This window comes from Halioglobus sp. D3-4 (assembly GCF_055809315.1).
This window is the reverse complement of sequence record NZ_CM147907.1, coordinates 278,885-292,993: the sequence shown is the minus strand read 5'-3', so window position 1 is coordinate 292,993 and position 14,109 is coordinate 278,885. Positions and strand designations below refer to the sequence as shown.

General features: G+C 55.9%; 12 protein-coding genes. 2 read left to right on the top strand and 10 right to left on the bottom strand.

Annotated features, from left to right (window positions below; genetic code table 11):
* Together AC0L6S_RS01255 and AC0L6S_RS01250 are read left to right on the top strand one after the other, a co-directional pair.
* Positions 1-777: a hypothetical protein gene (locus tag AC0L6S_RS01255; RefSeq protein ID WP_473426605.1), complete on the top strand. Its 777-nt coding sequence runs from the start codon at positions 1-3 to the stop codon at positions 775-777.
* A gap of 118 nt (positions 778-895) precedes the next feature.
* Positions 896-1,642 carry a tetratricopeptide repeat protein gene (locus AC0L6S_RS01250; RefSeq protein ID WP_473426604.1) on the top strand — a complete coding sequence of 249 codons (747 nt, stop codon included), beginning with the start codon at positions 896-898 and terminating at the stop codon, positions 1,640-1,642.
* Between the two features lie 2 nt (positions 1,643-1,644).
* Here AC0L6S_RS01250 and AC0L6S_RS01245 read toward each other — a convergent pair whose 3' ends face one another.
* The 10 genes from AC0L6S_RS01245 to wecB are packed head-to-tail and all read right to left on the bottom strand — an operon-like array spanning position 1,645 to position 14,107.
* Positions 1,645-2,631, bottom strand: coding sequence for a polysaccharide deacetylase family protein (locus tag AC0L6S_RS01245; protein WP_473426603.1), 987 nt, complete (start codon positions 2,629-2,631; stop codon positions 1,645-1,647).
* Positions 2,632-2,674: 43 nt separating this feature from the next.
* Positions 2,675-3,994, bottom strand: coding sequence for a putative O-glycosylation ligase, exosortase A system-associated (locus tag AC0L6S_RS01240; RefSeq protein WP_473426602.1), 1,320 nt, complete (start codon positions 3,992-3,994; stop codon positions 2,675-2,677).
* A gap of 24 nt (positions 3,995-4,018) precedes the next feature.
* Positions 4,019-5,368: a phenylacetate--CoA ligase family protein gene (locus AC0L6S_RS01235; protein ID WP_473426601.1), complete on the bottom strand. Its 1,350-nt coding sequence runs from the start codon at positions 5,366-5,368 to the stop codon at positions 4,019-4,021.
* Entirely contained in the window at positions 5,365-6,435 is a 1,071-nt protein-coding gene (locus AC0L6S_RS01230) for a glycosyltransferase family 4 protein (protein WP_473426600.1), read from the bottom strand. The genes AC0L6S_RS01235 and AC0L6S_RS01230 overlap by 4 nt, the downstream gene beginning before the upstream one ends.
* A gap of 5 nt (positions 6,436-6,440) precedes the next feature.
* The gene (locus tag AC0L6S_RS01225) at positions 6,441-8,342 is read right to left on the bottom strand and encodes an XrtA/PEP-CTERM system amidotransferase (RefSeq protein WP_473426599.1); all 1,902 of its coding nucleotides are present in this window, start codon (positions 8,340-8,342) and stop codon (positions 6,441-6,443) included.
* Positions 8,343-8,360: 18 nt separating this feature from the next.
* The gene (locus AC0L6S_RS01220; protein ID WP_473426598.1) at positions 8,361-9,518 is read right to left on the bottom strand and encodes a TIGR03088 family PEP-CTERM/XrtA system glycosyltransferase; all 1,158 of its coding nucleotides are present in this window, start codon (positions 9,516-9,518) and stop codon (positions 8,361-8,363) included.
* Positions 9,518-11,059, bottom strand: coding sequence for an exosortase A (gene xrtA / locus AC0L6S_RS01215; protein WP_473426597.1), 1,542 nt, complete (start codon positions 11,057-11,059; stop codon positions 9,518-9,520). The genes AC0L6S_RS01220 and xrtA overlap by 1 nt, the downstream gene beginning before the upstream one ends.
* 5 nt (positions 11,060-11,064) lie before the next feature.
* Entirely contained in the window at positions 11,065-12,096 is a 1,032-nt protein-coding gene (locus AC0L6S_RS01210; protein WP_473426596.1) for a FemAB family XrtA/PEP-CTERM system-associated protein, read from the bottom strand.
* Positions 12,093-12,968: an XrtA system polysaccharide deacetylase gene (locus AC0L6S_RS01205; RefSeq protein ID WP_473426595.1), complete on the bottom strand. Its 876-nt coding sequence runs from the start codon at positions 12,966-12,968 to the stop codon at positions 12,093-12,095. Before AC0L6S_RS01205 ends, AC0L6S_RS01210 begins: the two co-directional genes overlap by 4 nt.
* Positions 12,965-14,107 (bottom strand): non-hydrolyzing UDP-N-acetylglucosamine 2-epimerase, encoded by a 1,143-nt coding sequence (wecB, locus tag AC0L6S_RS01200; protein WP_473426594.1) that lies wholly within the window; start codon positions 14,105-14,107, stop codon positions 12,965-12,967. The genes AC0L6S_RS01205 and wecB overlap by 4 nt, the downstream gene beginning before the upstream one ends.
* Positions 14,108-14,109: the final 2 nt, after the last annotated feature.

The following is a 14,109-nucleotide window of genomic DNA, read 5'->3' as shown; positions in this document are numbered from 1 at the left end:
ATGCTCAAGATTCTCGCCCCAGTGCAGAAGGCAGCCGCAATCGTGGTACCCAAGACGCATATTTTCTTGCTGAGTCATATGCGCGCCTATACCAGTCTCTTTGGACACATTATGGGCTCTAATCCGGCAATCTGCGGGTACTATGAGATGCACATAGGCTACCACAGTTGGAAGAGCCCGATTCGGCAGAAGTTGTTGTACTTCAAACAGGAAAGTCCCAAGCCAGGTTTCTCCTGCATGTTCGACAAGATACTGCACAATGAGCACAGCGTTGCCCTGAATGTACTCAATAGTCGCAGGACCAGGTCGCTGTTCTGTCTGCGACGTCCCCAGGAGGTCATTCCCAGTATTTTGAAGCTGTATCGGAAAATAGACCCCGCGCATGAGTTCAATTCTGAAGCGTTTGCGACCCGCTACTACGTGGAGCGCCTGGCCATGCTGAAAAGCATCGCGGAGTCTGTCGAGCAGCCGTTTTTCTACTTTGATGCAGAATCGATAAAATTGCAGCCAGACGAGTTCCTTGGCAGCCTTAGCGATTGGCTGCAACTGGACACGCCACTCTCAGACACATATTCACTGCAGAAGAATACATCACGGGAGCGATACGGCGATAGTTCCGAGGCTCTGAGAGCCGGCCGTATTCGCAGGGAGGCATCACACTACGAGCAGTGGGCGGTCGATGAGACTCTAATGCATGATGCCTACAGCGCGTACAGCGGTGCGCGAAGTGCACTGATTAGCCGTAGTGACCGCAGCAGCGTAGCAAATCTGGCGTAACCATGAATTCCCGATGGCACATGAGCACTATGCACTGCGATCGCGCGCACCGACTACCTGACACACCGGTAGCAAGTACGATAAGATCAGTCATCCACCAACACAGCAGAGGGAAAAAATGCCCACACATCTAGGAAAAACCAGCCTTTTTACCCTTGCTATCGCCGCTCTGACGATCGGCTTTTCCAGCACACCTGGGCATGCAGACACACGAGCGCCATGGGTTGGAGAAACCCTCGAGGGGGAAAAATGTGTCGGCAAGAGCATCGGCTTTGGCCCCTATGACTACCGCAATCGTACGCGCTTGCCGGAACAACTGGCTGTTGTTGAGAACGCGCACTTTACACCCGAGGTCGAAGCGCTACAGACGGGTAATACATCCACCGCCATCAATGATATTGCTTACACCATCATGGCCTGGCCGAACCATCACCGGGCGCTGCACAGTGCGATAAAATTCCGCATGACGAACAATCCATGGCCGGAAAAAGCTACAGTGCCTCCGGCGGAATGCCAGCTGCAACGCGCCATGGCCTTTAGCCCGGAAGATCCTATTCCATACATGATGTACGGCTTGCTACTGCACAGATGGCAGCAGTACGAAAAAGCACTCTTTGTCTATCAGGTGGCTGTAAAGCTCCAGCCGAATGACGTGATAATGCAATACAATATGGGCCTGACACTGGTGGAACTTGAGCAGTACGAAGAAGCACTAAAAGTGGCCAATGCCGTGTATGCTGCCGGCATGCCGCTACCCGGCTTGAAGAACAAGTTGATTGCTGCCGGGCAGTGGCCAACAGGGGATGAGACCAGCGCCGTCCCCGCAGAGAAATCCCCGCCGAAAGTTGAACTGAATACGCCGTAGTATCAGCTTGGTATGCCGATTAACGGGTCGATGTTCCTGTAGTTGGCTAACAGGCGCACCGTAAACTTCACGGGGTGCCTGTCCCAGGGCGTAAATCGCGGCAGCTGGTAGAGATCACTCTGGCTGGTCGCTACACCCCAGTGTGTCGATACGGCTGCCTTGAACCCGAGTTCGCTGACCATATCCCGATGCCGGGTGTTATAGTCAAGTTCCGGCCTGCCGTTGGGGTAGGCGAAAGCATCGACCGAGGTCTGCAGCAGTGCTTCCAATGACTGCTTGCTCTCCTGGATTTCCCGATACGCATGATCATTCTCGATACTGGAGAGTATCGGGTGGTTGACGGTGTGCGCACCGATGGCAATACCATTTCGCGCCAGCGACTGCACCTGGGCATCGGTCATCATCAGGTCATCAGGCAGTTTAGCGCTGTGCTTTTGTATCTCATTGACCAACGCCAACCTGTCCTGCGGATCGAGATGTTTAATCTGCTGCAGAATACTCTCGGCGGCGGCCACACGCTGTTCTATCGTTTCAATGCTGTAACATTCGAGCTCCAGTTCGCGCAAATCCAACACCTCGCCGCTACAACCGCGTAACACCTCTATCACAGAGTCGTTCCACATCCGCCCTCCATTCAAAAAACCGGTGCTGACAAAAACCGTCGCCGGTATACCGTATTTTTTTAGCACGGGCAGGGCATGTATTTCGTTGTCGGCATAGCCATCATCAAAGGTCACGCAGACTGCGCCATCAGGCAGTGTTCCGGCGTTCACTCTCTCCACAGCCTCCAGCAGTGGCAGCGGGTGAAAGTACTCACGCAGTATCCTCATCTGCGTATCGAACTCTGCGGTAGTCGGTTCAGCGGCCCGCATTGGATCGCGCTGTGCCAGCACCCTGTGATAGATGAGAATGGACAGGCGCTGCTTGCGATAGGCATTGAATACCAACGGCACCACTCTGGTGGCAATACCTGCACTCAGGCTTCTCACGATTTGCCCACCCTCACGGCAGGCCTGCTAGCGCAGGGCACCATCAGGAAGACTCGGCTCTGGGACCGCGCAGCGGTGCCCTGACGCCCCGCCGCACAACTTTGGGTTCCTCTTTGGCGACGCCTTCACCCTCGTACGGCATCCTGGCCAGATTATAAAGTGTGATAGTGATGGCCATAAAATGCCACGCGAGGTCAAAATAGGACAGACTCAAAAACGCGCCGCCGGCCATAAAAGCGACGATAGAGATCTGCATCATCCGCGCCAGAAAATTGTGCTGTGCCCGCTCGGGAATGTTCTCGGTTAACTTGATCACCTTGCTGAGTTGTCGCCACATGAGCCACAGTATCAAAAGGAACATAATCAACCCTGGCCAACCCGCATCGTTGAGTACGCTGAAGTAGATACTGTGTGCGACAAACGCCCTCTCCGTATTGATGCCGTAGCGATAGTAGTTCTGCAACGACCAGGACCCGAAGCCACCACCTGTGATCCGATCATTCGCTACCTCAATGCTGTATTGCCAGGCACGGATGCGCCCCATGGATGACGAATCCTGCTGGTACTCGGAGATCGAGTCTACCCTGTCGTGCCAGCTCTGCGGCATGAACAACACTGTCAGCGTTGCAAGAAAGGCGAACAGCGTCGCCGTGACCAGCTTACTGTTGGATTTCCACCAGTAATAACCGCCCACCGCGAGTATCGCCAACACCGCACCGCGCGACTGGGAACCAATCACCGAGGCAAGGCTGAAGAAAATGCAATAGGGCATAATTTTTTTGACCCACGGCTTAGGTGGAAACTTGTTGAGATAGACCATCAAGGGCACGATCATCAGGATTGCGATCGCCAGTGCATTGTTTTCCATAATTTCACTGCCGTCGGGCCCGAACACGTGATAGCCACCGCCGGTCATAATGGTAAATATCCCGCCTTTGACGCTGTAGAAACCGATGGAAAACACAATCACCCAGATGAGCTGATTGACCCGTTCAAAGTCACGCAGCAACATCAGCGTGACGATGGTAATGAGCTGTATCTTCATCACCTTACTCCACTGCAGATACGCCAGATCGGGATAGAACGCGAATACCGAGCAAATCGACAGCCAGACCAGAAACACGACCCACACAACCACCATCGAGTTTGCTGGTAAACTCTTTTTTTCCTTACTGAGCAGCAACGAGACCAGCAGCACCATCGCGACGATCTGGGCGAAGGGCATATTGTAGGCAAAGCCCCACGCCAGACGGTGCGGATTCATATAGCTCAGCCAAGACCAGGCCAGGACGCCGTACCAGGGGTAGCGCAGAATGAATGGCAGTATTCCGAACACCATCACGGTGATTAGGATGTCGCGCATCAGATCCTCTCCCGATTCGCCGGGCTAGTTTGCAAGCTTACTGACAACATACCGAAATTTACCCGAAGCCTCACGTTCAATGTTACGGACATAGACAAAATCCACTACCAGCGAATCGCCCAGCCGGCGCCTGAACTGCTCCGTGACGGTGCGCTCCAGGTGCTCGGTTTCGCTTGATGACGTCACCAGTTGCAGCGTCATTCTGGTCAGGGATTCCTGTACGATTTTAAACTCCTCAACTTCCGGTATCTCCCGCAGCACATAGATCAATGCCAGGCCGTGCAACACCGTGCCGTCGGCGGCCGTGACAAAATCTGTTGAGCGCCCTTCAATTTCAGCGAGGATGGGTAGACCGCGCCCACAGGCACAGCTTTCCCCTGACACACTGCCGACGTCGCCCGTGCGATAGCGCACGAAGGGAAAGTCACCCGTGCGCAAATGGGTGATGACGATCTCCCCTTTCTCCCCAGGCGGCAGCACCTCGCCATCCTCAGAGACGATTTCCACCACAATATCCTCTGCCGTAATATGCAGCGCGCCCTGCGGACATTGGTGTGCGATGAATCCCGCATCGCGGCCACCGTAACCGTTCGCTACCGGCGCGCCGAAGGCGGTTTCAATCGCCTCACGCTGATGGGGATAGAGCTTCTCAGACGTGACGAATACCACCTTGATGCCGAGGTTATCAACGGCATAGCCGTTGCTTGTCACATACTCGGCCATCAACGCCAGCGACGAGGGGTACCCGAACAGCATGCGTGGCCGCAATTTTTTAATACGCTGGGTGAACTGCAGCAAGTTGGCATTGGACATCTCAAACGCGGACAGCAATTCAGTGCGCAGTAGTTTATCGCGCACCAGCCGTATTCTGTCCTGGGAGCCCAGTTCTATCGGGGAACCCCACACGACAATCTCTGGATCACCGATATCGACATCCCACCAGCGCGTGGCCCGCCACTTTGCCGCAACATCGTGACTGACCCGCTCTTTACCACGATAAAAAATCAGTGGTTCACCACTGGAACCCCCGGTACTGAATTTTTCCAGCGCGCCGGCATTATCCGCCTTTAGCTGCTCCATATTCGCGCGAATGTCGGCCTTGCCTGTCAGCGGCAAACGCTGCAGATCAGCCACACTCGTCACGCTGGCGGGATCAAACTCCAACTGACTGAACAGCGCGCGGTAATACGGTACGTCGCGCCCTATGCGCACGAGGAACTCCCGCAAATAGCGCACCTGCAACTGCGCCACTTCCCCGACCGGCAACCACTGGGTACGCTCCATATCGCGCAGCACTTGTACTGAGGTGTGCCCCTTCAGTCTCTCGTGCAGCGGAAACAGCGCGCCGGAGACCAGTTTCGTATACAGATTCATGCCGCCACCGCGTGCTTGTTATATAGCGCCAGCCACTGCGGCCGGACCTCGTCCCAGGCATACTGCGCGACTGTGCGACGCCCCTGTTCCCGCAGTTGACTGCGCAGCGAACTGTCACGGTAGAGCCGGATCATCGCCTGTGCCATTGCCGATGCGTCATCCCGCGGCACCAGCAGTGCTGTCTGTTCATCCTCCACGATATACGGCACACCACCCACATCAGTAGATATGACCGGCAGCCCGCAGGCGAGTGCCTCCAGCACGGAGTTCGGCATATTATCCACCCTCGATGGGTTCAGCATAGCGTGGGAACTGTGATAGAGCTCGACAATCTGCGCACGGTCCAGTCTACCCAGAAACCTGACGGCATCGCCCAGGTCGAGAGTGTCAGCCAGACGCTCCAGTTCTGCTCCCTGCGGCCCGCTGCCGGCTATCTTCAGTTGCAGCGCTGGCTCGGTCTTTCTGGCCAGTGAAAGGGCGCGCAAGGCCGTTTCAAGGCCATATATCGGCTCCAGATTACGGGTAACAGCGAGGGTGAACCCAGTCTCTGATGGCGGTTCAGACGCCGGGGTAAACAGTTTCAGATCGATAATATTCGGGATCACAGCGGCCGCCACGCCGAATTCGCTGAACACCTGCCGCAGAAAGCCGGAGGGTACGACCAGTTGTGCTGCCCGCGCCAGTGTGGGTTTGACCCAGCGCGCTGACGCCCGCAGGTACTCTCTCGCTTCACCACCACGGTAATTCACCAGCACCGGCTTTTTACGCAACCAACCGATCCAAATCACCGGCGCGGCGAACAACTGCCACGACCAGCCGGAATTCGCCATCAGGTGAATCACATCGACCCTGCCGGCCATACGCCAGACTCGCCACAGATAGGGCAGAATGCGAAACAGGGCGCGCAGGCCTCTGACCTTCCCCACCGCTGCTGGCCAGTACGGGGGATTGGTCTGCACCGTTTCCACGGCCACGCCCTCTTCCGCCAGCAATCGCGCCAGTTGCAAGGTCTGCATCGCCATTCCACCGTTCGGCGGTGGCAGCGGCCCGACAAGCCCTAAACGCATGCGCTTCATCTCACCGAGAATTCGTCATCGGCAACAGCGGCCTGGAACATCATCAACGACCACAGCGGCGCACTGTATTCACGCAAACCGGATTGATGATCGTTCACCAGTTTCTCGAGGAAGTCCTGGTTGAACAGACCGGTCTGCGCCAGCCCACCCCCGAGTAGTGAATCGCGCAGCCGCTGCTTCAGGGGCCCGCGGAACCATTTGCCCAGTGGCACACCAAAACCCATTTTCGGGCGGTACAAGACCTCCTGCGACAGGTGTGGCTCCAACGCCTTTTTGAGAATGTACTTCCCTTCCTGGCCGCGTAATTTGTAATCCACCGGCAAGCCGGACACCCATTCCACAAACTTGTGATCGAGCAGTGGCACGCGCACTTCCAGCGAATGCGCCATACTCGCGCGATCGACCTTGGTGAGAATATCCCCGACCAGATAGGTTTTCATATCCAGGTACTGAATCAGTGACAGAGGGTCATCGGTAGGACTGCGCTGGGCGTGGTAATTGAATGTCTCGACCGCGCGGTATCCCTGCAATTCGCGTTGCAGGGCATCACTGAACATCGCCTTGCGTTGTTGCTCGGATGTCAGTGACACCGAGTGCAGGTAAGCCTCCACCGAATTGCGCGCCAGAGATTCAAAGGTTGTCTTCGCACGAAACACACGCGGCGCCCAATCAAGTTTGGGATAGAGCCGACCCAGCGCACCAAATATCGGTGCCCGCACTCCCAGCGGCAATGCACCACGCAACCGCTCCTCGTTCATATGCCAGCGATAGCGCCGGTACCCGGCAAAGTTTTCATCCCCGCCATCGCCGGATAACGCCACCGTCACTCGCTCCCGCGCAAGTTGACACACCCGATAGGTGGGCATTGCAGAACTGTCGGCATAGGGCTCATCGTACAGTCCCGCCAGTGTATCCAGCAGATCAAAATCATCGCTGGCGACTACCCGCTGCAGATGGTTGGTCTTGTAACGTTCGGCTACTTCGCGGGCGAAATCTGTCTCATTGTACTGAGCGACGTCGAATCCAATCGCGCAGGTATTGACCGGATCGCTCTGCAACTGCGCCATCGCCGCTACGACGGCACTTGAATCCACACCTCCAGATAAGAATGCACCCAGCGGTACTTCCGCCACCATACGGATATCCACGGCCTCGCGCATGCGCGCAAACAGTTCATCACACAGGTCCTGCTCTGAACCCACCGCCACCGGGTCAAAGGGCACATCCCAGTACTCCTGCTGTGCTGGCAGCGGCTTGCCGCGCTCCACTAGCATGGTGTGTCCGGGGCGTAGCTTATAAACATCGCGGTAGATGGTCTTGGGCTCGGGAATGTAGCCGAGGGTGAAGTAGTCCTCCACGGCCTGCGGTTCAAGTTTCCGCGACAGCCCCGGATGCGCCTTCAACACTTTCAACTCGGAGCCAAAGGCCAGCGTCTTACCATCGATAAACGAAAAGAACAGCGGTTTAATACCAAGCCGGTCGCGCGCCATAAAAATACACTGGCGCGTCTTGTCGTACAGCGCAAATGCAAACATACCGCGAAAGCGCTTTACACAGGCTTCGCCCCATTCCTGCCATGCGTAGATGATGACCTCGGTATCGCAACGGGTCCGAAACTGGTAGCCGCGGCCCTTGAGCTCCTGCGCCAGTTCACCAAAGTTGTAGATCTCACCGTTGTACACCAGGCAGACATTGCCATCGGCACTGAACATCGGTTGCTGACCGGAAGACAAATCGATAATCGAAAGACGACGGTGAGCCAGCGCAACGCCCCGCTCGAGAAAATCGCCGCCCTCATCGGGGCCGCGATGAAACTGCGACTGGTTCATCGCCTGTAACAGGTTCCGATCGAACTCACTGTATCCGACAGTATCGAAAAGCCCGGCAATACCACACATAGCCTATCCTGTTATCTCTCAATCTACGGCGCTTGCGCGCCCCAGCAGCTCGTCATAAACATGCAAGTAGGCATTCACCGTTCGATTCCAGTCAAATCGGTGACACACGCGTTGCCGCGCGTTCTCACCTTGCCTTGTTCTATCTTCGTCATTCTCTAGCAGTGCAGCCATCGCAACCGCGAGTGCGACATGATCCCCCGTGGGGATCAGGCTACCGTTAAAACCCTGCTCAACCAGCTCGACGTTGCCGCCGACTGCGGTTGCAACTACTGGCAGGCCACTCGCCATCGCCTCAAGCACCGTGTTGGATATCCCCTCACCGAGTGAGGGAAGCACAAAGACATCCATCGCCTGTAGCAGATCAGGTACGTCCTGTCTGTCACCTGCCATCCAAACACTATCGCGCAGCGCCAGCTGGTCGATCAATTCATTCAGCTGTGTAAATAAAGGCCCGTCTCCGACGACGATCAGACGCAGCCGCTCACTCAATTCAGGGTCACTTTCCCGTAAATGCGCAACTGCGCGCAGCAGGAGTTGCTGATCTTTCACGGGAGTCAAACGCCCCACGGTGCCTGCCACCAAGATACCATCTAGGGACTGCCACTGCGCTGGCAATAATGCCAATGGCTTCACAGTTTCGGGCGCGAATCGGCTGTGATCGACGCCATTGTAAATTTGTGTGACACGGCTCTCTCGAACACCGACCCTGGCTTTGAGCCAGCTCTCCAGATCCTTGCTGACGGCAATATACCGATGAATAAAAAAGCGCATGAATTTGCGAAAGAGCAGATACTTCCAATTGCTACCATCGAGGTCGTTCACCTCGCGCCCATGCTCTCCGTGCACGCGCTTTACGCCGGGAAGACCAAGGCTGCACAGCTGGGATTCCAGCGCCGCCATATTACGGCTGTGGATAATTGCCGGTCTAAGTTCTCGCAGCAACCGCCGCAGTTTTGCATAGCATTGAAAATCGTGACCCTCGCGCTTGTGCAACTCAATAACCTGCACATCCGGGGCAGTGATACGATGGGCAAAATCATCCGCTGTCGTGAGGCAAATAATGACGTGTCGATAGCGTTCGGATGGAGATCGGTTGATGATATTGACCAGGCCGTTCTCTAAACCACCGGTGGACAGGGCATAGATAATATGAGCGACTAACGGCCTATCTCGCATTAATCTGCCGCAGGCGTCGGGTGCCGCAAGCTTTCGTACAACGCAGGCATATACTCCGCTACAAATTGCTGCAATCGACCGGATGCGTTCCCGCGCTGTGACTCCAAAGGCGTTACTACGATAATCCGATAGGTTCCAGCATCACCAAAACCGAGGCGCGTCAGAGTCTGCTGAAATTTTGCCTGGTAATCATTAGAAGTACTGACACTTCCGACGACATACCAGGACCAGACGAGCAGGTTGTCACGCACACCGCGTAACTGCGCAACATCCACTACCATAGTGCCATCGGGACCCTGCACTTCGGCTTTTTCCTTAGCAACTACGCGCCAACCGCTGTCCTCCTGCGTAAACCACGCACTGCTGCCGATAACTTCCTCACCTTCAACCGTACCGTTCGCAAATTGCACAATAACGCCGATGTCATCCTCACCATCGTCAAAGTACGAGGCCGTTTGTCCGGACACCCTGGAGGGAGGATTCCAATTCCAGTCGGGCGTCGCCACCGTGCGAAACCCGCCATCCGGTACTGGAAGCGATACGGAGGATCGCACCGCGGAGTCTCGGTCAAAAACCATATGTGCAAGCATCGGGGCTATCGAAGCCAGCAACAATGTACTGGCAAACGTTGCCCACAGCAGTTTATTGGTGACTCCGGGGTGACTTGCGATTGCAGCAGTATCCGCGCGCACCGGCGCCTTATCCAAATGGTCCTCACGGAAAAAAGAGCCCGCCCAGAACAGCAGGAAAATTACCAGGCCGAAAAAGACCCAGCCGTAGACAAGATGATCGGCACCCGTGGCAATGGTCATGTCACTCATATGACCCAGCATTACGATCATATAGGCGCGCACGGTGTTCGCAAAGATAGGCATTATCGCCGAGACCAGCACAAACAGCAGGCGGCGCGTCCAGCTACGGTAGGTAAGATAGGCATACAGCACGCCCACGGTGATCGACGCGATGATGTAGCGCACGCCACTGCAGGCCTCAACCACGGACCAGCTACCGGTGGGCAAAGTAAAGAACAAACCCTCCCGATAAACCGGAATCCCTGTCATCTGAATCATCCAGACCGTAGTCGTGGCGGTAAACTCCATCATAGGGGCAACCAGCCCCTCGCCGATGGGTACCGCGAAGAAGAGAAAGAACAGCGGGAAAGCCAGCAATGCGCCCAGCTTGTGTCCCAGAATTGCCCAGGCGCCCACCACCAGCATTGCTACCAGCGCGAACTGCTGAATCACGGAAACATCAACAAGCCACGCCAGCAGCCACCCGAATCCAATGGGCAACAGCAACAGCCCCACCCACCAAGCGGGACGGGGGTTGACCGAGGCAAGATACTCCCGTCGATTCCAGATCAGCCAGAGTGAGATCGGCAATATCAGAAAACCGTGGGCAAATGTATCCGAACGCGACCAGATAGACACCATCGACCACGCGGTTTCATGGTAGATGAGTAACAGCGCCAGAGAAAAGAGACCGGCCGCCCACAGACTGCCGCGTACTGTCAAACTATCGGTTAATCGCGCAGTACCCATTACATCTACCCCAGCGACCGCGCTAGAAATGGGCCGACGAAATTCGCAATCGGCAGCGGCAGTTTACTCCACACATTCACCATTAGACGATACTTCGGGTTCAGCGGATTGACATCGGGTACAGCGCTGGAAGTTACCAGATAGTACTCATACGGTAGCGGCTGCGGCGTGAAGCCGAAATTCTTTTTGAAACTGAAAGGACCGGTGCCCGCCTTGCTGCGACCAAAGTCGAACAGGCGATAGCCCTGTGCCGCTGAATGGCGCATCAATTCCCAATACATCACGTGATTGACGCCTTTGAGAGCGCGGGAAGCGGCTGTGCTTCCACCGTAGTAAGGTATCACCTCATCCCTGAAGTAAAAATTCATCACGGCTGCAACATCCTCCCCTTCATGTGTAATCATCAGCACACTGCAATCACTGCCAAAGACCTGCCGCAGTATGCCGAGGTACCTGGACGAAAATACCGGTGTGCCAAGGTTTCTCACGCTCTCCGAATACACTCGGTAGAGGCGCTCTATACCGTCATCCCATTCGCTACTGAGGCCTTCCTTGAGACCTTTTCGCACCATCGCACGCTGTCGGTTGGGAATGGCTTTCAGGTTGACATCGTCGCTGGGATCAATCTCCTTGCGAAACGTGAAGTAGAGTTCTTTCACCGGCCAATCGGCGTCGCTGGCCTCCCTGTTGCGCAGTTCAAGGGCACCGACTTTAAGGCGCTCTGCGAGCCGACACGCCGCTTCCCGTAGCGCTGCGGCCGCCTGCTCGTTGTCAGCAACGATACCTCCATAGACACAGAACGGAAGCGAAGAGAGGCTATTTCCGAACAGCGCGCTTTTGATCTGGGCGAGAGGCAGCACCCCTACAATATTTTCGCCGTCCTGTGCATAGAGAAAATGGGTGCTGTGCCCAAAGGCACTCTCCAGTACAGTCTTCCAGCCAGCGCGATGAAAGAAAGTCGCAGCCGCAGCGCTGTTCACGTAATCGTCCCAGCGGCCCATATCCTGGTTGTTCAGCGTTTCAACGGTCAACGTCACGAGTGAGTCTCTCCGGGCAAAAATATAGCGTCCATTCGTCCCCAACGGAAATCGCCGAGCAACCGGTCCAGACGGGCGTAAGTGCGATCGAGATTCAGGTAATGTCGAAAACGGGTTCGCATACCCAGCCCCTCTGGCCGCGGCTGCTCGGGGTCTATCTCCCATGGGTGGAAGTAGAAGATGCCCGCCTCTTTATCAACCTTATTAACCCGTGACATCGCCCAGCGGGAGAACCCGTAGGGAAACAGTCGAAACCACCCACCCCCGCCGCAATTGATATTGCGCCCGAGCAGCGGCACGGTAGTAATGGGTATCTCCATCAGCTGATCACCCGCTGTATCGAACGCAAATCGCGGCGCGCCGGGGATGCCGTAGAGATCATGCTTGATCGGGACGATACTGGAGCTGTAGCGATAACCTGCCTGGGCCAGCTGCTCCCAAGCCCAGGACTCGTTGGCACCGATGGAATAACTGGCAGCGCGATATCCCAGTACCGGCTCTCCGCTGATATCCTGCAGCAGTTTTCGTGTACGCTCAATGTCCTCCCGAAACGCCTCGGGAGTCTGGGTGTTCACTCTGATATGTTCCCAGCCGTGGCTGGCAATTTCATGGCCTTCACTGACGATCCGTTTAACTAGATCGGGGAAGCGCTGTGCAACCCAACCCAGCGTGAAAAACGTACCCTGCACATCGTGCGCCGCAAACAAATCGAGTATCCGGTGGGTATTGTTCTCCACTCGCAGTGGCCATTTTTGCCACTGCGCTTTATCAACCCGGGACTCAAACGCGGAGACCTGAAAGTAGTCCTCAACATCCACGGTCATAGCATTGATGACGCCGGCTGCAGTCGCTGTAGCGTCGGGTTGATTCATCCCCCTGTGTCCGCCCACGCATTCAGGGTCTGGACTATCCGCTGTGCGCTCTCGCCATCCCAGAGGTCGGGAATTCGCCCCGTCTTGCCACCCGTTGTCATCACGTCTTCGTAACATGTAAGTATCGCATCGGCGTCCGTACCCACGATAGTATTAGTCCCCTGGCTCACTGTAATGGGACGCTCGGTATTTTCGCGCAGCGTAATACACGGGACACCCAGGGCTGTTGTCTCCTCCTGTATTCCGCCGGAATCGGTGAGCACAACGCGGGCATCCTTCATCAAACCCAGCATTTCCAGATACCCCTGGGGGCCGATAGTCGTTATGGCGGAATCCGTCAACAAACCCTCGAGATTGGCGGCCGCTATGCAAGATTTGGTGCGCGGATGCATTGGGAATATCAATGGTGTGCGCTGGCTGATTTTCGCAAGCACCTTCAACAGCCGCGTGAGCACAGCAGGATCATCCACATTTGATGGCCGGTGCAGGGTTATCAGTCCGTAATCTGATTCTGGGCTTTTAGCAAATGCAGTGTTCAGGCTGGCTAATGTTGTACTTGCAGGCACCGCTTTGGTGAGGTTGTAACGCAGCGAATCGATCATCACGTTGCCCACAAAATGCACTTTTTCAGATGCTATGCCCTCGAGTTTCAGGTTCTCGCGCGCGTCCGCCTCGGTGATGAACAGCAGGTCGGAAAGTTGGTCGGTGAGAATCCGGTTTATCTCCTCGGGCATGCCGCGATCGCCGCTGCGCAATCCTGCCTCCACATGAATTACCGGAATACCTTTCTTAACGGCCACCAGAGCGCAGGCAATCGTGGAGTTCACATCTCCCACCACGAGAACTGCAAATGGCCGCGATTCATCCAGAACCGGTTCAAATCGCTTCATGATGTCTGCTGTCTGCTGGGCATGGGAGCCGGAGCCAACGCCGAGGTCTACGTCCGGTTCGGGAATATCCAGCTGCTCGAAAAACGAGTGCTTCATCGCCGCATCGTAATGCTGCCCCGTGTGCAGCAGCCGAGCGGACAAGGCCGACTCAGGTTGAGCGAAGGCCCGCATAATTGGGGCAATTTTCATGAAGTTTGGTCGGGCTCCGACGACGCAAAGAATCTGCCGGGACCCCAATAAGGCGCCCATAG